Origin of the sequence: Mesorhizobium sp. ESP-6-4, from assembly GCF_020164735.1 — a bacterium.
Taxonomy (GTDB): domain Bacteria; phylum Pseudomonadota; class Alphaproteobacteria; order Rhizobiales; family Rhizobiaceae; genus Mesorhizobium.
In genome coordinates this window covers 422,971-439,410 of the sequence record NZ_JAIUGS010000002.1, presented here as the reverse complement: position 1 = coordinate 439,410, position 16,440 = coordinate 422,971, and the positions used below count along the sequence as shown (strand labels likewise).

At 63.4% G+C, this 16,440-nt stretch carries 25 protein-coding genes; 15 read left to right on the top strand and 10 right to left on the bottom strand.

The window, feature by feature from the left end; genetic code table 11:
- Window positions 1–73 precede the first annotated feature (73 nt).
- The 4 genes from LB523_RS05865 to LB523_RS05850 all read left to right on the top strand — a co-directional run bounded on the left by LB523_RS05865 (window position 74) and on the right by LB523_RS05850 (window position 2,074).
- Window positions 74–586, top strand: coding sequence for a ferritin-like domain-containing protein (locus tag LB523_RS05865; RefSeq protein ID WP_224530884.1), 513 nt, complete (start codon window positions 74–76; stop codon window positions 584–586).
- 286 nt (window positions 587–872) lie between these two features.
- Complete coding sequence (locus LB523_RS05860) at window positions 873–1,175, top strand: DUF982 domain-containing protein (protein ID WP_140840699.1); 303 nt, start codon at window positions 873–875, stop codon at window positions 1,173–1,175.
- A gap of 26 nt (window positions 1,176–1,201) precedes the next feature.
- Window positions 1,202–1,489 carry a DUF982 domain-containing protein gene (locus tag LB523_RS05855; protein ID WP_224601444.1) on the top strand — a complete coding sequence of 96 codons (288 nt, stop codon included), beginning with the start codon at window positions 1,202–1,204 and terminating at the stop codon, window positions 1,487–1,489.
- A gap of 372 nt (window positions 1,490–1,861) precedes the next feature.
- Entirely contained in the window at window positions 1,862–2,074 is a 213-nt protein-coding gene (locus tag LB523_RS05850) for a hypothetical protein (protein ID WP_141245383.1), read from the top strand.
- Between the two features lie 26 nt (window positions 2,075–2,100).
- On the opposite strand, the gene LB523_RS05845 is transcribed toward LB523_RS05850, so the two are convergent.
- Together LB523_RS05845 and LB523_RS05840 are read right to left on the bottom strand one after the other, a co-directional pair.
- Window positions 2,101–3,159, bottom strand: coding sequence for a YihY/virulence factor BrkB family protein (locus LB523_RS05845; protein WP_224601442.1), 1,059 nt, complete (start codon window positions 3,157–3,159; stop codon window positions 2,101–2,103).
- 9 nt (window positions 3,160–3,168) lie between these two features.
- Window positions 3,169–4,272 (bottom strand): flavodoxin family protein, encoded by a 1,104-nt coding sequence (locus LB523_RS05840; protein ID WP_224601440.1) that lies wholly within the window; start codon window positions 4,270–4,272, stop codon window positions 3,169–3,171.
- A 267-nt stretch (window positions 4,273–4,539) separates the two neighbouring features.
- Here LB523_RS05840 and LB523_RS05835 point away from each other — a divergent pair, with 267 nt between their 5' ends.
- Window positions 4,540–4,725, top strand: a complete 186-nt coding sequence (locus LB523_RS05835) for a hypothetical protein (protein WP_095768392.1) — start codon at window positions 4,540–4,542, stop codon at window positions 4,723–4,725.
- Between the two features lie 22 nt (window positions 4,726–4,747).
- On the opposite strand, the gene LB523_RS05830 is transcribed toward LB523_RS05835, so the two are convergent.
- Together LB523_RS05830 and LB523_RS05825 are read right to left on the bottom strand one after the other, a co-directional pair.
- A complete protein-coding gene (locus tag LB523_RS05830) occupies window positions 4,748–5,053 on the bottom strand; it encodes a hypothetical protein (protein WP_095768391.1) in 306 nt (101 codons plus the stop codon).
- Window positions 5,054–5,072: 19 nt separating this feature from the next.
- Window positions 5,073–6,092 carry an SDR family oxidoreductase gene (locus tag LB523_RS05825; protein ID WP_224601438.1) on the bottom strand — a complete coding sequence of 340 codons (1,020 nt, stop codon included), beginning with the start codon at window positions 6,090–6,092 and terminating at the stop codon, window positions 5,073–5,075.
- Window positions 6,093–6,637: 545 nt separating this feature from the next.
- Between LB523_RS05825 and LB523_RS05820 the strand changes: the two genes are divergently transcribed.
- Window positions 6,638–6,937, top strand: a complete 300-nt coding sequence (locus tag LB523_RS05820) for a DUF982 domain-containing protein (RefSeq protein WP_095768390.1) — start codon at window positions 6,638–6,640, stop codon at window positions 6,935–6,937.
- A gap of 4 nt (window positions 6,938–6,941) precedes the next feature.
- On the opposite strand, the gene LB523_RS05815 is transcribed toward LB523_RS05820, so the two are convergent.
- On the bottom strand, window positions 6,942–7,661 hold the full coding sequence (locus LB523_RS05815) for a Crp/Fnr family transcriptional regulator (protein ID WP_224601436.1): 720 nt from the start codon (window positions 7,659–7,661) through the stop codon (window positions 6,942–6,944).
- A 163-nt stretch (window positions 7,662–7,824) separates the two neighbouring features.
- On the opposite strand from LB523_RS05815, the gene LB523_RS05810 reads away from it, so the two are divergent.
- A complete protein-coding gene (locus tag LB523_RS05810) occupies window positions 7,825–8,055 on the top strand; it encodes a DUF6894 family protein (protein WP_095768388.1) in 231 nt (76 codons plus the stop codon).
- Between the two features lie 39 nt (window positions 8,056–8,094).
- Complete coding sequence (locus tag LB523_RS05805) at window positions 8,095–8,988, top strand: alpha/beta fold hydrolase (protein WP_224601434.1); 894 nt, start codon at window positions 8,095–8,097, stop codon at window positions 8,986–8,988.
- A 55-nt stretch (window positions 8,989–9,043) separates the two neighbouring features.
- On the opposite strand, the gene LB523_RS05800 is transcribed toward LB523_RS05805, so the two are convergent.
- Entirely contained in the window at window positions 9,044–9,268 is a 225-nt protein-coding gene (locus LB523_RS05800) for a hypothetical protein (RefSeq protein ID WP_140840687.1), read from the bottom strand.
- Window positions 9,269–9,592: 324 nt separating this feature from the next.
- Here LB523_RS05800 and LB523_RS29435 point away from each other — a divergent pair, with 324 nt between their 5' ends.
- The 5 genes from LB523_RS29435 to LB523_RS05775 all read left to right on the top strand — a co-directional run bounded on the left by LB523_RS29435 (window position 9,593) and on the right by LB523_RS05775 (window position 11,296).
- Window positions 9,593–9,808: a KGG domain-containing protein gene (locus LB523_RS29435; protein WP_095768385.1), complete on the top strand. Its 216-nt coding sequence runs from the start codon at window positions 9,593–9,595 to the stop codon at window positions 9,806–9,808.
- A gap of 145 nt (window positions 9,809–9,953) precedes the next feature.
- Window positions 9,954–10,448 (top strand): hypothetical protein, encoded by a 495-nt coding sequence (locus LB523_RS05790; RefSeq protein ID WP_224601819.1) that lies wholly within the window; start codon window positions 9,954–9,956, stop codon window positions 10,446–10,448.
- A 27-nt stretch (window positions 10,449–10,475) separates the two neighbouring features.
- Entirely contained in the window at window positions 10,476–10,694 is a 219-nt protein-coding gene (locus LB523_RS05785) for a hypothetical protein (protein ID WP_140840683.1), read from the top strand.
- A gap of 47 nt (window positions 10,695–10,741) precedes the next feature.
- Window positions 10,742–10,939: a hypothetical protein gene (locus LB523_RS05780; protein ID WP_140543043.1), complete on the top strand. Its 198-nt coding sequence runs from the start codon at window positions 10,742–10,744 to the stop codon at window positions 10,937–10,939.
- Window positions 10,940–10,975: 36 nt separating this feature from the next.
- A complete protein-coding gene (locus tag LB523_RS05775) occupies window positions 10,976–11,296 on the top strand; it encodes a plasmid stabilization protein (protein ID WP_095768382.1) in 321 nt (106 codons plus the stop codon).
- A 41-nt stretch (window positions 11,297–11,337) separates the two neighbouring features.
- Here the strand turns inward: LB523_RS05775 and LB523_RS05770 are convergent, their stop codons facing one another.
- Window positions 11,338–11,796 (bottom strand): Lrp/AsnC family transcriptional regulator, encoded by a 459-nt coding sequence (locus LB523_RS05770; RefSeq protein ID WP_224601432.1) that lies wholly within the window; start codon window positions 11,794–11,796, stop codon window positions 11,338–11,340.
- Window positions 11,797–11,967: 171 nt separating this feature from the next.
- Here LB523_RS05770 and LB523_RS05765 point away from each other — a divergent pair, with 171 nt between their 5' ends.
- Together LB523_RS05765 and LB523_RS05760 are read left to right on the top strand one after the other, a co-directional pair.
- Complete coding sequence (locus tag LB523_RS05765; protein WP_224601430.1) at window positions 11,968–12,711, top strand: AzlC family ABC transporter permease; 744 nt, start codon at window positions 11,968–11,970, stop codon at window positions 12,709–12,711.
- Window positions 12,708–13,007, top strand: a complete 300-nt coding sequence (locus LB523_RS05760) for an AzlD family protein (protein WP_224601428.1) — start codon at window positions 12,708–12,710, stop codon at window positions 13,005–13,007. The genes LB523_RS05765 and LB523_RS05760 overlap by 4 nt, the downstream gene beginning before the upstream one ends.
- Before the next feature lie 5 nt (window positions 13,008–13,012).
- Here the strand turns inward: LB523_RS05760 and LB523_RS05755 are convergent, their stop codons facing one another.
- From LB523_RS05755 to LB523_RS05745, 3 genes are all read right to left on the bottom strand, one after another.
- Entirely contained in the window at window positions 13,013–13,516 is a 504-nt protein-coding gene (locus LB523_RS05755) for a hypothetical protein (RefSeq protein WP_224601426.1), read from the bottom strand.
- 166 nt (window positions 13,517–13,682) lie between these two features.
- Window positions 13,683–14,045: a hypothetical protein gene (locus LB523_RS05750; RefSeq protein ID WP_224601423.1), complete on the bottom strand. Its 363-nt coding sequence runs from the start codon at window positions 14,043–14,045 to the stop codon at window positions 13,683–13,685.
- Window positions 14,046–14,135: 90 nt separating this feature from the next.
- Window positions 14,136–16,250, bottom strand: coding sequence for an EAL domain-containing protein (locus LB523_RS05745; RefSeq protein ID WP_224601421.1), 2,115 nt, complete (start codon window positions 16,248–16,250; stop codon window positions 14,136–14,138).
- Between the last annotated feature and the right edge of the window lie 190 nt (window positions 16,251–16,440).

The window sequence follows — 16,440 nt, the reverse complement described above, 5'->3', positions numbered from 1 at the left end:
CGCATGTATTTCTTTCTGGAACAACTTTGGTCGGGCCGTGTTGGTGGTAATCCAACCCACCAGGAGATTCAGAATGGCGACGACGAAAGCGGCCTCGAACAAGGGCCTCAACGAACTTTTCCATGACACGCTGAAAGATATCTATTTCGCCGAGAAGAAAATCCTGACGACGCTGCCCAAGATGGCGAAGGCGGCGCAGGACGACGCGCTGAAAATGGCCTTCGAGAAGCATCGCGACCAGACGGAGGAACATGTCGCCCGTCTCGAGGAAGTGTTCGAGGTGATCGATAAGAAACCGGCGGGGAAGACTTGTGCCGCCATCATAGGCATCACCGAGGAAGGTGCCGAGATCATGGACGAGTACAAGGGCTCGCCCTCGCTCGACGCCGGCCTGCTGGCTGCCGCCCAAGCCGTCGAGCATTACGAGATCTCTCGCTACGGCACGCTCAGGACCTGGGCGCAGGAACTCGGCCTGACGGAGGCCGTCACCTTGCTCGACAAGACGCTGAACGAAGAAAAGGAAACGGACGCCGCGCTTACCCAGCTTGCCGAATCCGCGGTCAACGTCGCGGCTGAAGCCGCATAGCGGACGATCCGCTGACGGCCGCCGAGCCCCGGCAGCTTGCCAGGGCTCTCTGCCACATTGCAGGTCTAATCGAACGACGGCGGCCGCTGCCCTCGCCACCAACGATCTTAGCTGTTTGTTGGACCGATAATTCGTCCTGGATGGCAGAATTGGCGCGCCGGTTCTTGCAGCGACCCCGGGCCTCTTGACGGTCAAGATCTACAAACCCATATCGCCGCTGAGCTTGGGCCGCTGTCGGCACCAAGCCGTTGCCTGAACTCAATTGTTCGTTCGATTGGAGGACGTTATGAACGATCGCATGTTCGACAGCCCTGTTTTCGTGAAGAGCGGAGACAGCCTCATCCAGGAAATCGCGTGCCTGGAAGATGCCCTGGAATTTCTCTACGCGTGGCCCAAGAACAGGCGCGGAACCATCTTTGAAACGGCACTTCGTGCCTGCCAGCGGGCATTCGACAGCGGCTATCCGCTGACTGCCGCCAGAGATGCTTTTAGCGGTTTCGCAAGGTCGGTCAAAATTCTCGAGGACGTGAGTATGCCCTTGCCATGGATGACCGGCAAAGGCGGCCGCGGCGGCGGACTGACTGTTTGAAAGTTTCGCGGTTATGGGAGTTCGCGATGCTTTCCAAACCTTTCGAGAAACCCCTTCGCGTTTGGGTCGGACTGGGCTTTCCCCGGCAACTGAACACCGTCGTCGATGCCTATCAGTTCGCGACCGACTGGTGCGGCAATAGCCCGGAGCAGAAAGCGGCTATCCGTGCCTGCAAGGCGGCTTTGGTCGGCGAAGTCGACGCGGAAACCGCGCGAGGCGTTTTCGCCGCATTCGCGCGCAAGAAGGATATCCTTGTCGAGGACGGACCAATCCCCCCCGCGATAGAAAAAACTCGGCCGTCAGATTACCGATGAGGATCGGGGCGCGCCCCGCGACCGCTGTCGGGGCGCCTCACAGCGTGCCGCATGTCATCCGGTCCGCCCCTTGGCACTGGATCGTTGGCCTCGAATGAACGCCCACCAGTCGCGGGAATGATGGGCGTTCAAACAGTTGACGATGAAGTGACTCAAATATCCGTCAAACCGTCCCACAACCACCAACGGCGGGCCAAGGTTTCACTGCTTGGACCAAAGCGGCGCTGCGTGCGACTTCAGTCCAAGTGAGTTGTATGTCGCGGCCGGCCAGCCTGCCTTCCCGGTTTCCAGCAAGTGCCTCCACCGTCTGGAGGAACATCGGCTAAATGGAACTTCGATCCTGATTGTCTGTTCATTGGAAGGCGGGCCAACATGACCAGATCGTCGCTTCATCTTCTCAAGGGTACAGGGTATCTGATTTCCACAGTGAGCGTGGCGCTGCTGGCGATCGTCAGCTGGGACGGTGCCTCGAAAAGTCCGTTGTTGATTGCTTGTCTGCTCGGCGGAGCCGCTACCTCGGTTATCGGCATGTTCTGCCGCTGGCTGTCCTACGAAATCGAGAAACGGCAGGAAGAACGGCGGTAAGGCACGAGCCTGGCGACGAGGTCGTATCAGCCTGAGCGGCGCAAGACCCGCGTGACAAGCAGAGTGATCAGGCTGCCGAGGACAATCCATAGGACGATCCCGCCGCCGGATGCCCGAGGCGCCGCCGCGCCGACACTTGCACCAGCGTCGGCCGGCATCGTCGTCCCCGGTTTGGCTACTTCTTCGGCATGGTGCGGCGCAGCCCGGTCGGTTGCATTCGCAACGACCGGCGCGAGGTCGCGCCGGCTGCCGCGCCGTACCGAATAGGCGCGGGTAATCTCGGCGCCGAAAAGAAAAATCTGTGCCGAATAATAAACCCAGACCAGCACCACCATCAGCGCGCCCGCCGCTCCGTAAGACGTCGCTATGGCGCTGGTGCCGATGTACCAGCCGATCAGCGATTTGCCGATGGTGAAGAGCAACGCCGTGACCGCAGCGCCGATGCCGACATCGCGCCATTTGAGCGTGCGGTCCGGCAGGACCTTGTAGATCGCGGCGAAGAGCAGCGCGATCAGCACAAAAGAGACGATCGTGTTGATGCCGCTGACGATCAGCGTTCCAAACGGCAGGCTGCGGTTAATGACTTCGCCAAGCGCGGCGATTGCAGTGCTGGCTGCAAGCGACACTAGCAGCAGGAAGCCGAGCGCCGCCACAAGTCCGAGGCTCACCGCCCTCGCCCGCACCAGGCGCGAAAACGACACGCTGGTGGGCTTGACCTTCCAGATCTCGTTCAATGTCTGCTGCATCTCGCCGAAGACGCCGGACGCGGTGATTAAAAGCGTGACCAGCCCGATCAAGGCGGCCAAAGTACCGGACCCGCGCTGCGAGGCGGTCTCGACCGTTGCCTTGAGAAGATCAGCGCTCTGCGGTCCCATGACGCCCGATATCTGTGCCGAGAGCGCCAGTTGCGCGGCATCGTTGCCGATGACGAACCCGGCGATCGCGACCACGATCAGCAGGATCGGCGCCAGCGAGGTGGTGGCGTAGAAGGCCATCGCCGCGCCGTGGCTCAGCGCATTGTCGGCAATATAGCCGGAGACGCTTTCCTTGAGGATTGTCCAGCCTTCGTTGGCCCAGCGCGGCATCTTCTTCCTCTATTTTGGGCGTGGATCCTTGAGGTCGGCTCCGATGGTGGGGAATTCCCCTGCCCGGCGCCTCGCCACCGCTTCGGCCAGGGCTAGCGCGGCGTTGGTTACTTCAACCTGAACGTCCTTGTCAGCGTCGAGCTCGTCATGGCTGGTTGCATAGGGCTTCCAGTAGCCAATATAGCGGTCGAGTTCGGCAATCTCGCCGACGGGATCGAGCTTCATCGAACGCAGCCAGTCGGCAAGCGCATGCCGTACGTTCGCAGCGCCTTCCGTATCGCCATGAACGACAACCGAAAACAACCGGCCTTCGAGATGGCGGGTATAGCTCCAGCCAGCGAGTTCGGCTTGCTTGGCAAGCGCTGCATCCTTGCCCTGCGTCAAAGATGGATCGGGATTGCCACCGTCAGCGCAGACCAGCCGGTCCATCATCAACTTCACCGGCGAGGAGGTCTGGTACCAGTTGACGGGCGTGACGATCATCACGCCATGTGCCTCGACCCAAAGGGGATAAATGTCGTTCATCCAGTCGTGCACCTGGCCGAGCGAATGGTTCGGATAGCACGAGCACGGCCACTGGCAGAGCGCCGCCGCTGTCGAGAAGCAGGCCTTGCAAGGGTAGATCCTGCGGCCATATTCGGAAGCGAGCCGCGACAGATCGAGCACTTCAACGGAAAAGCCCGGCCTGTCGGCAATGGCGCGGCGCGCCAGTTCGACGAGACGAAAGCTTTTCGACATTTCGCCCGGGCAAGTATGCTCGCTGCGTGAGGAGCCGTTGATGATCAGGATGCGCGACGGTGCAGTTCTATCCTCGTGGCGCCGTTGCGCGGCTTTGACCGCATCGTGAGCGGCGATCCATTCGACGGAGAGATCGTAGCTTGGGTCGTGAAAACCCTCTCCCGCTTTGCGGGTCACCGGACTTTTGCGTTCCTCGCTATAGGCCTGCCAAGCGATTTCGGCCAGCCTGCCTATGGCTTCGGCCTCCGGCTCGAAGGCCGGATCGTAGAACAGCTTCCTGTAGCGTTGCTTGAACTCGCCCTCGCCCAGACGCGGGCTGGGCATGCCCTTGCGCGGTTCGACCCCGCCACCGTTTAATTCCGTGTCCACTGCCATGTACTGCCCCAAGCTCGGAGCGGGCCGGGTGGGACAAGAGCTCGACTGCCTTTTCGTTGGCCAGGGCGGGAAGCCGGAGAAACCAGCCCTGTTCTCTTTGCCACCAGGTCCGGCTGACGCGGCCCGCAAGTCACAATCCTGTGCCGGTGCAATGGTTCCCAATGGCACAGGCAGCCCAGCAGGATCGCCAAAAGCAGCGGTGAATTTGCAATGAGAAACAACGGGCCTATATTTAGCTGACTAAGCGATTCATGGCGCGGTGAACCGATGGCCAAGAAGAAGCACAGACGGCCGGCTTCCACTGTTTCGGCGGCTTCCGAGGCCGAGATCCTCGAAGCGGCTTACTTTGCCCGCAAATGCGGCCTCACGCGTGAGGAGGCATTGCAGATGATACGCGAGGCCCACAACTTGCCGGCCGCCAAGGCGACCGAGGGCGAGAAGCGCAAGCATTGAATCCTCGTTGTTGAAGACGGCCTCATTGGCCGGTCTGCGGCGGAATTTCGCCCGGCTTGATCACCGGCATGTCGCTGCCTGTCGGGGGCGGCGGCGTCGCGTTTTTGTCGCCGGTCGGCGGCGGCTTCAGCACGCCGCCGCAATTGCCGAGTTTTTTCGACAGCTCATCGGTGTCGGCCTGCTGCTTCTGTTTCTGCTGCTGGTCGTTGGCGTCGGGCTTGGCCTGGCAGTTCTGCGCCTGCTGGTCGTTCGGCTGGGCGGCATTCTGGGCCACCGCCGGCAGGGCCGGGATCAGGGTGACCACTGCAATGAGAAGCGCTTTCTTCATGAGATCCTCCTCATGGGTGTCAGTAACCCCCGATGATCGGCAGGATTTCGCCAGTTATGTAGCTCGAGCATTGCGGCGAGGCCAGGAACACGTAGGCCGGCGCGATCTCCTCCGGCTGGGCGGGCCGCTTCATCGGCGTCTTGGCGCCGAACTGCGAAACGTCTTCCGCTTGTTTTTCGGATGGGTTGAGCGGCGTCCAGACCGGACCCGGCGCCACCGCATTGACGCGGATGCCCTTCGAGATGAGGTTGCCGGAGAGAGCGCGGGTGAAGGCGTGAATGCCGCCCTTGGTCATCGAGTAGTCGACCAGTTCCTTCGAACCCTCGATGCCGGTGACCGAACCCGTGTTGATGATCGCCGAGCCCGGCTTCATGTGCGGCACAGCTTCCTGCGCCATGTGGAAATAGCCGTAGAGATTGGTCTTCAGCGTGGTGTCGAAATGCTCCTCGGTCAGATCGGCGAAATCGGTGGAGTGGATTTGAAAGGCGGCATTGTTGACCAGCACGTCGAGCTTGCCAAAGGCCTTGAGCGTTTCCGCCACCGCCTTGCGGCAGAAGGCGCGTTCGGCCACGTCGCCGCGCAAGGTGATGCAGCGCCTGCCCTCCGCCTCGATCGCATGCTTAGTCGCCTCGGCATCGCGGTCCTCGCTGAGATAGGCGATGGCGACATCGGCACCCTCGCGTGCGAACAGCACGGCCACAGCGCGGCCGATGCCGGAATCGCCGCCGGTGATCAGCGCGACCTTGTCCTTGAGCTTGCCCGACCCTTGCCAGAAGGGCGCATCATAAAGCGGCGCGGGCTCGATCGCCCATTCCTCACCGGGCTTGGGATGATGCTGCCTGGGGAAAGGCGGCGTGGGGTATTTGCGCGCGCCGGCCTGCATGGCGCCCGGCGCTTCCGGCTTCGGCTTGCTGCGGTCCGTGGCATCGACCTTGCGCTGCACGCCGCGCTGCCTGTTCGCGGCCTTCGCCGTGTCTGTCTTCTTGGCGGTCGCTGATTTTCTGGCTGTGTCGGTTTTCGTTCGGCTGCTGGTCGGCATGGTCATCTCCTTTCGGAGGACAACGCATGCCAACGGAAAAGGTTGGCCCTTGGATCGCCGCACCTCGCCGAGATGCCTGCGCGTACATCAAAGTTAAATGCGGCCGCCCGGCCGCGGTGCTAACGCTTGGTCGCTGGGGGACTCTTCAGGAGGAGTCCACATGGACGTTCGAACTCTCATCGGCAGTCTCTCGGCCGCAATGCTGCGCCGGCGCGCCGCAGCGCCACCAGTCCCCGTCAGGGTGATCCGTGCTTCGCTGGCCGAAGTGCCGCTCAGGCCGCGCCCACGTCCGCCGCACCGCCCGGCGCCGCCGGCCCGGCCCGCGAGCAATATGTAGCCTCGGATTTGCAGCCTCGGACCATCCGGCCGGATGCAACCGACTGCCGAAGTCATCGTTTACTGCCATCCGCAATTTTTACGGTGAAACATGAAATCCATGCGTACGAACAGCCCGCTTTTTGTCCTCGCCGCCGCCATGATCGCGGCCGCGCCCTTTGTCGGTCTTGCCTGGCGCACGCGCGAATGGCTCGGATGGTGAAGGACCGATGAGCCGTTTCCTGCCCCTCACGATACGCTTCGTCAGCGGTGGCACGATGGTGGTTACCACCGTCGCCGAGGCCAAGAAGGCGCTTGGAGGCGCATGGAAGAACAAGGAGGCGCCGGCCTATCTCGAGGCGGCCCGGCTGGTGGACGACGCGATCGCCGGCACCTGCCGTCCGGCAATCGCCTTTGCCGCCTTCAAGAAGGTCGCCGCGCAGCAGGGCCTGCTGAGGCCTGCCCAGCCGAGTGCCGCGCTTACCATGCTGGACGAGCTGTGGTCGCGATCCAAGACCCCGCGCAGCTAGATGCCTATCTCGGCTCGCGGGTCATGCTGAGATAGGTTGGGTCGAATTCGGCGATCGCAATCAGCCGCTCCCAGTCAAGGATCGTGATCATATGGTTCGTCCAGCTGACCACGTTCATGCGGCGCAGCGTGCCGATGACCCGGTTCATATGGACGACGGAGAGGCCGAGCACGTCGGCGAGCTCGGCTTGCGACAGCGGCAGATGGAAGGTCATCTCGCGCGTCTTTTTCACCACCTGCAGCCTGACGAACAGCTCGCATATCAAATGCGCGAGATGAGAGGTCTTGGAGCGGCGCCCCATGGCCACGATCCATTCGCGATGGATGGCGCCATCGACCAGCGTGTCCAGCCACAACAGCCGGGTAAGGTGCGGCGCCCGCTCGGTAATCGTCTTGAGCTTGCTATGCTCCGCTGCGGCGACATGGCAGGGAGATAGCGCGACGATGCCATGGTCCATCGTTTTCAGCAAAAAAGCATGAAGGTCGACGAAATCGCCCGCGACCTGCAGCGAGGTGAACTGGCGGCCGCCATGCTCCAACACCTTGTAGCGGGCGGCAAACCCGTCGATGATGAGCGTGCTGTAGATCGGCCGCGTGCCTTCCGTGACGATATCCTCGCCGGCGGCGACGTATCTTTCGAGCGACATGGCGCCGGCTAGGAGCGCCTTCTCTTCCTCTGACAGGACGTCATGCTGGCCGAGGTTGAGGTAAAGCGATTCCAGCATCCGCGGTTCTCCATGGGCAACAGCTAACGCCGCAGGGCTGGGCCGGTTGCAGGCGGCCGCGCAGCAAGGGCCGGCGCGCCGCGGATTTCCCTGAGGATCAACCGCTTGGAACCATGATCGGGGCCAGGGATTGAACTTGCCAAACGCCCGGAGTGCTTCACCGATGGAACGCTATTATTTCGACCTCCATAACGCCGAGCATGGCCAGATTGACGACCACGGGCAGCTTTTTGCCGACCGCGAGCGTGCCCGTCTTGAGGCGTTGCGCATCCTGCACGACATTGCCCGCGACGAGGCGCCCGGGACCGAACAGTTGAAGATCACCGTGAAGCTGCGCACCGAGAAGGAGCAGATATTCGAGGCGTCGCTGACGCTGGACTCGGCCTGGAAGTGAGGCCTTTGCCATCAGCATCGCATCCCGCCGGAGCCAAGCATGTTCGCCGATTTTGACACATTGGAAGTAGACACCGGCGAGGCGCGTATCTTCGTCCGCCATGGCGGCAGCGGGCCCGGCCTGCTCCTGCTGCACGGCTTTCCCGAAACGCATGCGATGTGGCGCGACGTGGCGCCCAGCCTGGCGCGGGATTTCAGCGTCGTCTGTGCCGATCTGCGCGGTTATGGGCAAAGCTCCTGCCCGCCATCGGCCACCGACCATGCGCCCTACGGCAAGCGCGCCATGGCCGCCGACATGGCGGCGCTCATGGGGGACCTCGGCTTCCAACGTTTCCTGGTCGCCGGCCATGATCGCGGCGGGCGCGTCGCCTACCGGCTGGCGCTCGATCATCCGGACCGCGTCGAGAAGCTCGCCGTGCTCGACATCGTCCCTACCGCCGAGGTCTGGGACCGGGCCGATGGCAGGCTGGCGCTAAGTTTTTGGCCGTGGTCGCTGCTGGCGCAGCCCGAGCCGCTGCCGGAGACGATATTGGCGGCGACGGCCGAAGCAATCGTCGACAATGCGCTTTCCGGCTGGGGATCCGCCGCCGACGCGTTCCCGCCCGGCGTACGGCAGGCTTATGTCGATGCGCTGCGCGATCCGGCGCATATCCACGCCATCTGCGAAGAGTATCGCGCGGCGGCTTCGCTCGACCGGCTGCACGACCATGCGGACCGCGAGGCCGGCCGGCGTATATCCTGCCCCGTGCTGGCGCTGTGGAGCCAGCATGGCGCGCTGGCCGAATGGTATCGGGACGAAGACGGACCGCTGGGCATATGGCGGAACTGGGCCGACGATGCCAGCGGCGGGGCGATGCCCGGCGGCCATTTCTTTCCGGAGGAATCGCCGATCGAAACGGCGGCCACGCTCGACGCCTTCTTTTCCGGAAGATAGAGACGATCCTTTCCGGCAGATGGCGCCGGCCGGCGAAGCGGCCGGTCGGCCTGGCTCACCTCAGCATCAGCCAGAGCAACGGCAGGGCCGCCAGGCCGATCGCCATTGTGATGAGCGCGGCATGGCCGAGACGCTCTGCGCGCCTGGCAATATCGGCGACCTCGTCCTCGTCATTGATGATGTCGAGGAACGAAAGATCGGCAAGGGTGGTACGCTGGTTGTCATTGGCAGGCAGGCTTTCGGCATCCTGCCGAGCGGGCTTTGCAGAGATATAGGTCAAAACGTCGTCTCGCTCCGAGGTCGGCTGCGCGGCCTTCTGTTTATGGATAACGGTGCCCGCCGGAATTGCGCGGGGCTGACCGGCGGGCACCATGTTAGCCGGCGATGGAGGGGGCTTTCTCGTCGGCCGCTCACCAATTCGCAAAAGGAGGTTTGGTTGCACAAGCCAGCCCAATGCGCTGGCCGGATCGGACTTCAGTCTGACGAGTCACAAAATGTTTCGACCGGAACATCGGTTGCCGACGCCTGTTGCCCTTACTCAGGGATGTTGGACGCGTCCTTGAATTCACCCTCAAGAAAAATCCGAATCAACGGAGAATTCGATATGCCCAATCAAGGCGGAACCCACGAACAGCACGTCAAGGCCGGCCAGCAGAGCCACAAGAACCGCGAAGACCAGCATCGCGGCAGCGGGCAGCAGCAGGCCGAGGACCGCAACATGGGTCAGCGGAGCGCCGGCCAGCACCGAGGTGGCAGCGGCAACTTCGCCGAAGACCGCCAGCGCGCCTCCGAGGCCGGCCGTAAAGGCGGTCAGCGCTGAATTCAGATGGCGTCCGTGTCCTTCACGGACGCCATTTCATCTGCCCGCGGGATCGACCCCGCGATGGAACTTCTGCCCCGCCCTCCAGTTCCTCTTCAGTCGGTTGCCCAGGCTGCCGCCGCAGGATGTTTGAACGGAGGCATCAATGTCGCTGCAAACGCTTCATCCCGAACAGGTCGATGAGACCCGCATACAAGCCTACTCGACCTTCGGTCCGTTGCTGATCCAAGCTCTGGCGCAGAAACTTGGACACTGCCAGGGCATGCGCGAGTTGGACAAGCTCGAACAATCGCTTGTTCGCCTGGTCGAGGAGACCGACGTCGCCGCCCCGCACGGCGAGGAGATGAAGGAATTCGCCGTCGAACTCGTCGTGTCGACGCTGCGCAATGTGCGCGAGCATCCCGACGCCAAGCAAGATCTGGAAGAGATCGACGGACGTCGCGCCGAAGGCCGTTCGGAAGACCCGGATACGCTGGAGGAACAGTTGCAGTCCGGCCTTGAGGACTCCTTTCCGGCAAGCGATCCGCCGGCCGTGGTCTCGACCGCGATCACCGGCGGCTCGAAGGACATCGTCGGCACCGACGAGGTGCTGCGCCGCAAGAAGGAAGCGCGCCGCAGGCACACCCAGACGGCGGACTGATACGGCGGAAATCGAAGGAGGCCTGCGATGACCCAGGCGAACGACAATATACCGAACCGGCCGGGCGCCGCCGATGCGACGGCGACCGGCAATTTGCCGACCAAGGGCGGCGACGATCCCGACGTGCGCTTCCTGGCGGAGAACACCGATCTGTCGCCGAAGCAGGCGCGCGAACTGATCCGCGAGCACGGGCACGACCGCGACAAACTCTTGAAGATCGCACGGACCATGAAAGCGGAAGGCTGACGGTTAAAAGACGAAGGGCAAACGGCCTTCTCGAAAGCGAGGTTAAGATGAGCAATTCACCCAATACCGGACGTCCCGGAACCTCCGATCAATGGCCGCGCTGGGAAGGCCCGAAGGCCAACAAGCCGCGCGGCTATCTGCCGGCCAAGGATGATCCCGACGAGGATCGCGACGCGGCCGACGAGAACAACAAGGATCCGGAACGGGCCGACCTCGGCGACGTCGCCAAGAAAAAGGGTTCCTGAGACTCTCAATCACTCAGCGCAACAAGGAGCAGGACAATGCCACGCGGAGATAAATCGAAATACACCGACAAGCAGGAACGCAAGGCCGACCATATCGCCGAAGGCTACGAGAAGCGCGGCGTGTCCGAGAAAGAAGCCGAGCGCCGCGCCTGGGCGACGGTCAACAAGGACGACGCCGGCGGCAAGAAGGCAGGCGGCTCCGGCCGCGGCAAGCACACTGGCCATCCGGCGGCGCATAAGGGCGGGAAAGCTGGCGGCAAGGCTTCGGGCGAGCGATCGGCGGCCGCGCGCTCCGCTTCCGCGAAGAAGGCAGCGGCCACGCGCAAGCGCAATGCGGAGCACCACGCCCATCATTGAGGACTTTGCCTTCTCCCCTTCTTGTGGAGAAGGCAAGAGCCTCACAGCGGCATCTCCGAGGTCTGCTTGATCGTCTGGCTGGGCACATCCGTCTTGACGTTCTGCACGCCCTTGATGCGGCTCAGATGCTCCGACTGGAAGCGACGGTAGTCGTCGATGCCGGCCGCCACGATCCGCACCATAGCGTCGCAGTCCCCCAGCATCAGATAGCACTCCATCACTTCAGGGAATTTCGCCACCTCGGCGGCGAAATGCTCGATCGTATCCTCATCCTGCTGCTTCAGCCAGATGCGGGTGAAGAAGGTCTGTCCGCGGCCGATCTTGGCGGGGTTGAGCACCGCGACGTAGCGGTCGATGACGCCGGCCTCCTCCAGCAACTTGACGCGCCGCAGGCAAGGCGACGGCGAGAGGCCGACTTCCTTGGCCAGATCGTTGTTGGCCATGCGCCCGTCGCGCTGCAGGGCGCGCAGAATGCGTCTGTCGATCTCATCCAGCATCATAGTGCCAAATTCCAATCTCTTGCTTGAACGCGCTATTCAATGCCAAATTTTGGCAGAAACGGGGCATCTTCGCAACCCGATTGCGAGGCAATTCGGCTATAGTGCCGCACCGATAGCAACCCACAACCGAGCGGGAGAACGGCGGCCGCGAGGCCAGCCGAAAGCAAAGCCATGAGCGTTTCCGAGATCGCCCTCGCCGAGGGTCAAAGCGCCGATGGACGCGGCGGCGAGTTCCGACGCGGGCTCGCCGCTTCGACGCCGGTGCTGCTCGGCATCATCCCCTACGCGCTGGTGCTCGGCGCGCAGGCCGCGCAGAAGGGCCTGAGCGTGGCCGAGGTGCCGCTGATGACCGGCCTCAACTTCGCCGGCGGCTCAGAATTCGCCGCGATCCAGCTCTGGACTTCGCCGCCGCATATCCTGTTGATCGCCGCCATCACCTTTCTGGTCAACAGCCGGCATTTCCTGATGGGCGCCGCACTCGCGCCGTTCATCAACCATCTGCCGAAGCGGCAGGTTTTTCCGGCGCTGTTTCTGATGTGCGACGAGAGCTGGGCCGTAGGCCTCGCGGATGCGCGGCGGCGCGCCGACGTCGGCATGCGGCCGGCCTTCAGCCTGGCCTTTTATCTGGGCGCCGCGCTGCCCTTCTATCTCGCCTGGGTGGCGTTTACGACCTGCGGCGCGGCACTCGGGCCGGTGCTTGGCGACGTCGAGACCTACGGTTTTGCCTTGGCTTTCCCTGCTGTCTTCCTGGTGTTGCTTCGGGGCATGTGGACGGGCTTTGCCGCGGCGCGGCCCTGGCTGGTCAGCCTGGCGGTGGCGACGCTCACCTATCTCGTCGTGCCCGGCGCCTGGTATGTGGCGGCCGGTGCGCTGTCCGGCCTGGTGGCCGCGTGGTTCCTGGCAGGTGAGAGATGATCGATCCGATGACCGTGCTCGCCATCCTGGCGATGGCCGGCGTGACGTATCTCACCCGCGTCGGCGGCTATGTGGTGCTGAGGAACCGCGCGCTCGGCCCGCGCGCCACGGCGGTAATGGAAGCCGCGCCCGGCTGCGTGCTGATCTCGGTTATCGCTCCGGATTTCGTCTCGAAGAATCCGGCCGATCTGGCGGCGCTTGCAACCACGGTGCTGGCGGCGACACGGCTGTCGATGCTGCCGACGGTGGTGATCGGGGTGGCTTCGGCGGGCATGCTGAGATGGCTGATAGGCTAGCTGCCTCAGCCGCCGTAAAGCCCGAGCTCGTCCGACTGGATCGATGCGGCGTCGCCTGCGCCCGGTCCGTCCGCATGCTGCTTCAACGCGGCATCCAGCCTTTTGCTATCGCTGCCTCGCGGATCGGCTATCGCGTCGACGAGACTATCGAGAGAAACGCCAAGCTGGTCCAGGCCAAGCTGTCTCTCGATCTCGGCGATCGCCGACGGAGATTGCCGTTTCAACGCTTCGACGGCGTTCTTGATCGCTGTACCGTAGGACGACACTGAGTCGTATTCGGCCTGATCAATGCGGAACTCATTGCCCGCACGTTCCATCAGTCGGACCTTCGTCGCCGTGATATTGAGGTTGTCGAGGCTGAACTTGGATGCTGGGGCCGTGGGCTCCGCCTGCATGAGCGGCGAAGCCGCGGCGCCGACGGCGCTGTGGCTACTGGCAGCCGGCCTGGCCGTCGGCAACAGGCGCTGCGGCTGCAGGGTCACAATGGCGATGTTGACGGTCGAGGACATTACGGGTCTCGCAGGCGGCCCTCCGTCATGGTTCGGACGCCGGACAGTCGAGCCAAGACGTCATGTCCCGAGCAAAGCGTTTCACAGGCAATTAGCCCAGTTGTCCTAAGAGTTCGATAGAAGGATGGCTCACCTTTTAACGATGGGCGCGTTATCACCCCAAGAGTCAGTCGTCGCCGCCACCGTCGTGGCCGCCGCTGTCTGCGCCGCCGTCATGGCTGGCACCGTCCCCGCCTTCGTGATCGCCATCATGATCGTCGTCGTCATGATCGTCGCCCTGATGATCGCCGTCCTGGTCGCCTTCATGCGAGCCGGTAGCGGCGCCGTCGCCCTTGTGCCCGGCCTCATCATTGTCGGCGGCTTCATTGTCGTCGCTGACGCTGGATGTATTGACCTGATCGTCGTCAGGGTCGGCTGCGGACGCCGCCGTCAACCCGCCGCCATTGTCGGAGCCTGCATAGGACGACTGCGTGGCGAAGATGCCGAGCAGGCCGATTGCAGTTGCCGCAAACAAGGGAAGGGTTTTCATCCACGCGCTCCGGTCCGTTTTGTGAGATCGGATCATCGTCGCGCCGGATTACGACGCCCTTAAATGAGTGATTGCAATTTTAGGAACGTCTTATTTTTGTGCCGACCTAGCATGCGGCCGCGACGGTGACGCAGTGCCGATTGCGGCTCTCGCCACGATCGCCTCCAGCGGCTCGGGCCGATGCAGGAGATAGCCCTGGCCATAGGCAACGCCCATGTCCATGAGGATCTCCAGCGCGTTCTTTTCCTCGACCTTCTCTGCAACCACGGCAGCACCCATCGAGCGGGCGATACCGGTGATCGCCGAAACGATCTCGCGGTCGAACCGGCTTTCGGCGATGTGCTCGACGAAGGAGCCGTCGATCTTGATAGCATCGACGGGGAAGCGCCTGAGATATTCGAACGAACTCATCCCGGCGCCGAAATCATCGAGGCTGACGCGGCAGCGGCGTTGCCTGGCCTTGCGCACGAACTCGGCCGCGGCATCGAAATTGGTGACGGCGGCGGTTTCGGTGATCTCGAAGCCGATGGCCGGGGCCGACGCGCCGCCGTCGGCGATGGCCTCGTCGACGAAATCCCAGAGCTGCGGATCGGAAAGCGTCTGCGCCGACAAATTGAAGTCGAGCGAGATGGCGCCCGCGCGCATCGCCTCGCCGTGGCGCGTCAGCGCGGTGCGGATGATCCAGCGGTCGAGCCGGGCGGCAAGGCCGAAGCGTTCGGCGACCGGCATGAAATCGCCGGGCGGGATCATCTTGCCGTTGCGGGCCTCGAGCCTGGCCAGCACCTCGACGTGGCGGCTATCTTCCCATGGCTGGCCGAGCCGATGGATTTGCTGACCGAACAGCTTCAACCGGCCGTCCTCCATCGCATCGACAAGGTCCGCGGCCAACCGTGCGGCATTGAGGCCGGCGCCCGACGTCGTTTCCGGCGAGAACACCGCGAAGCGGTCCCGGCCGCCGGCCTTGGCGGCGTAGCAGGCATCGTCGGCGCAGGCGAGCGCGTCGGCCACGCTCATGTTGGGGTCGCGCACGAAGGCGATGCCGATGCTGGCGGCAAGCCTGCGCGAGGTGACGGCAGTGCCGATATCGGCGTCGCGCACCGCGGCAAGCACCGCGCGGGCAAGGTGCTCGGCACAGGCGTCATTGCAGTTCGGCACCAAAAGCGCGAATTCGTCGCCGCCGAGGCGCGCCGCCTGCGCCGACGCGGGCAGGCTGGCGAGGATGCCCGCCGCGACGCTCTTCAGCGCGAGGTCTCCGGCGGCATGGCCGGCATAGTCGTTGAGCGCCTTGAAGTAGTCGAGATCGACATAGAACACGGCAAGCGGCAGCCGCCCGGCCATGGCAATGTTCTCGGCAAGCAGCCGGTCGAAGGCCGAACGGTTGAACAACCCAGTCAGCGCGTCGTGACGCGCGGCGAAGGCAAGCTCCTCGGCGCGCGTCTTCTCCTCGGTGATGTCGCGTACCGTGCCCAAAATCTGGCCGGCCGAGCCGACGCCGGCAATGAAACGCACCAGCGACTCGAGATGGCGGACCTGGCCGTCAGGCAGGACGATCCGGTATTGCGAGGCGACGACGCTGTTCGAGCCGGGGGCGATCAGATGCGCTCGCTCGGTAGCTTCCTTGTCGTCGGGATGAAGGTAGGTGTGCCAGAGGTCGGCCGTCACCTCATCGGTATCGGCAATCAGGCCGAAGATCTCGCGCGTGCGCGCGTCCCAATAGCTCTTCTTCGTACCGATATCGTGGTGCCAGATGCCCGTGCCGCTGGCGGCAATCGCGAGGCGGAAGCGGATGTTGACCTGCTCGAGCGCCGCCTCGGCCTCTTTCTGCCGGGTGATGTCGGTCTGCACGCCCATCATCCGAAGCGGCTTGCCGTCGGCGTCGCGCTCGACAATGCCGCCGCGGTCGAGCACCCAGACCCAGTGGCCGTCCTTGTGGCGCAGGCGCAGCTCCGTCTCGATGGAATCGACGAGGCCCGCAATATGCCGGTCGCCGCTTTCCTGCGCGCGCCGGCGATCGTCGGGATGGGTCAGCTTCAGCCAGAGATCGGACGTGTTGGCGAGCTCGTTCGCCTCATAGCCCAACATCTTCGACCAGGTCGGCGAATAGTAGCAATCGCCGGTCGACAAATTCCAGTCCCATAGGCCGAGATGAGCGCGATCAAGCGCCAGCGCCCAGAACTTACCGTTGCGTTTATCGTCGTCCGCCATTCTTTGTTCTTGCCATCCCGTCCCGGCAATATTGCATGAAAGCAGAGAAAAAAGGGTTACCGGGAGTGGTTCAGTTAGTCTCCCCCCAAGAGGGGGAGATGGCCGGCAGGCCAGAGGGGGGCGTGAAGGATCGCGGCGTTGATTTTGTTGGGGTAGAGCTGGTCGCTACCGGCTTGGCTGTGACTGCAAA

Excerpts from the sequence above, each read along its gene's own strand:
- LB523_RS05865 (WP_224530884.1), top strand. The coding sequence starts at position 74 with ATGGCGACGACGAAAGCGGCCTCGAACAAGGGCCTCAACGAACTTTTC.
- LB523_RS05860 (WP_140840699.1), top strand. The coding sequence starts at position 873 with ATGAACGATCGCATGTTCGACAGCCCTGTTTTCGTGAAGAGCGGAGAC.
- LB523_RS05855 (WP_224601444.1), top strand. The coding sequence starts at position 1,202 with ATGCTTTCCAAACCTTTCGAGAAACCCCTTCGCGTTTGGGTCGGACTG.
- LB523_RS05850 (WP_141245383.1), top strand. The coding sequence starts at position 1,862 with ATGACCAGATCGTCGCTTCATCTTCTCAAGGGTACAGGGTATCTGATT.
- LB523_RS05845 (WP_224601442.1), bottom strand. The coding sequence starts at position 3,159 with ATGCCGCGCTGGGCCAACGAAGGCTGGACAATCCTCAAGGAAAGCGTC.
- LB523_RS05840 (WP_224601440.1), bottom strand. The coding sequence starts at position 4,272 with ATGGCAGTGGACACGGAATTAAACGGTGGCGGGGTCGAACCGCGCAAG.
- LB523_RS05835 (WP_095768392.1), top strand. The coding sequence starts at position 4,540 with ATGGCCAAGAAGAAGCACAGACGGCCGGCTTCCACTGTTTCGGCGGCT.
- LB523_RS05830 (WP_095768391.1), bottom strand. The coding sequence starts at position 5,053 with ATGAAGAAAGCGCTTCTCATTGCAGTGGTCACCCTGATCCCGGCCCTG.
- LB523_RS05825 (WP_224601438.1), bottom strand. The coding sequence starts at position 6,092 with ATGCCGACCAGCAGCCGAACGAAAACCGACACAGCCAGAAAATCAGCG.
- LB523_RS05820 (WP_095768390.1), top strand. The coding sequence starts at position 6,638 with ATGAGCCGTTTCCTGCCCCTCACGATACGCTTCGTCAGCGGTGGCACG.
- LB523_RS05815 (WP_224601436.1), bottom strand. The coding sequence starts at position 7,661 with ATGCTGGAATCGCTTTACCTCAACCTCGGCCAGCATGACGTCCTGTCA.
- LB523_RS05810 (WP_095768388.1), top strand. The coding sequence starts at position 7,825 with ATGGAACGCTATTATTTCGACCTCCATAACGCCGAGCATGGCCAGATT.
- LB523_RS05805 (WP_224601434.1), top strand. The coding sequence starts at position 8,095 with ATGTTCGCCGATTTTGACACATTGGAAGTAGACACCGGCGAGGCGCGT.
- LB523_RS29435 (WP_095768385.1), top strand. The coding sequence starts at position 9,593 with ATGCCCAATCAAGGCGGAACCCACGAACAGCACGTCAAGGCCGGCCAG.
- LB523_RS05790 (WP_224601819.1), top strand. The coding sequence starts at position 9,954 with ATGTCGCTGCAAACGCTTCATCCCGAACAGGTCGATGAGACCCGCATA.
- LB523_RS05785 (WP_140840683.1), top strand. The coding sequence starts at position 10,476 with ATGACCCAGGCGAACGACAATATACCGAACCGGCCGGGCGCCGCCGAT.
- LB523_RS05780 (WP_140543043.1), top strand. The coding sequence starts at position 10,742 with ATGAGCAATTCACCCAATACCGGACGTCCCGGAACCTCCGATCAATGG.
- LB523_RS05775 (WP_095768382.1), top strand. The coding sequence starts at position 10,976 with ATGCCACGCGGAGATAAATCGAAATACACCGACAAGCAGGAACGCAAG.
- LB523_RS05770 (WP_224601432.1), bottom strand. The coding sequence starts at position 11,796 with ATGATGCTGGATGAGATCGACAGACGCATTCTGCGCGCCCTGCAGCGC.
- LB523_RS05765 (WP_224601430.1), top strand. The coding sequence starts at position 11,968 with ATGAGCGTTTCCGAGATCGCCCTCGCCGAGGGTCAAAGCGCCGATGGA.
- LB523_RS05760 (WP_224601428.1), top strand. The coding sequence starts at position 12,708 with ATGATCGATCCGATGACCGTGCTCGCCATCCTGGCGATGGCCGGCGTG.
- LB523_RS05755 (WP_224601426.1), bottom strand. The coding sequence starts at position 13,516 with ATGTCCTCGACCGTCAACATCGCCATTGTGACCCTGCAGCCGCAGCGC.
- LB523_RS05750 (WP_224601423.1), bottom strand. The coding sequence starts at position 14,045 with ATGAAAACCCTTCCCTTGTTTGCGGCAACTGCAATCGGCCTGCTCGGC.
- LB523_RS05745 (WP_224601421.1), bottom strand. The coding sequence starts at position 16,250 with ATGGCGGACGACGATAAACGCAACGGTAAGTTCTGGGCGCTGGCGCTT.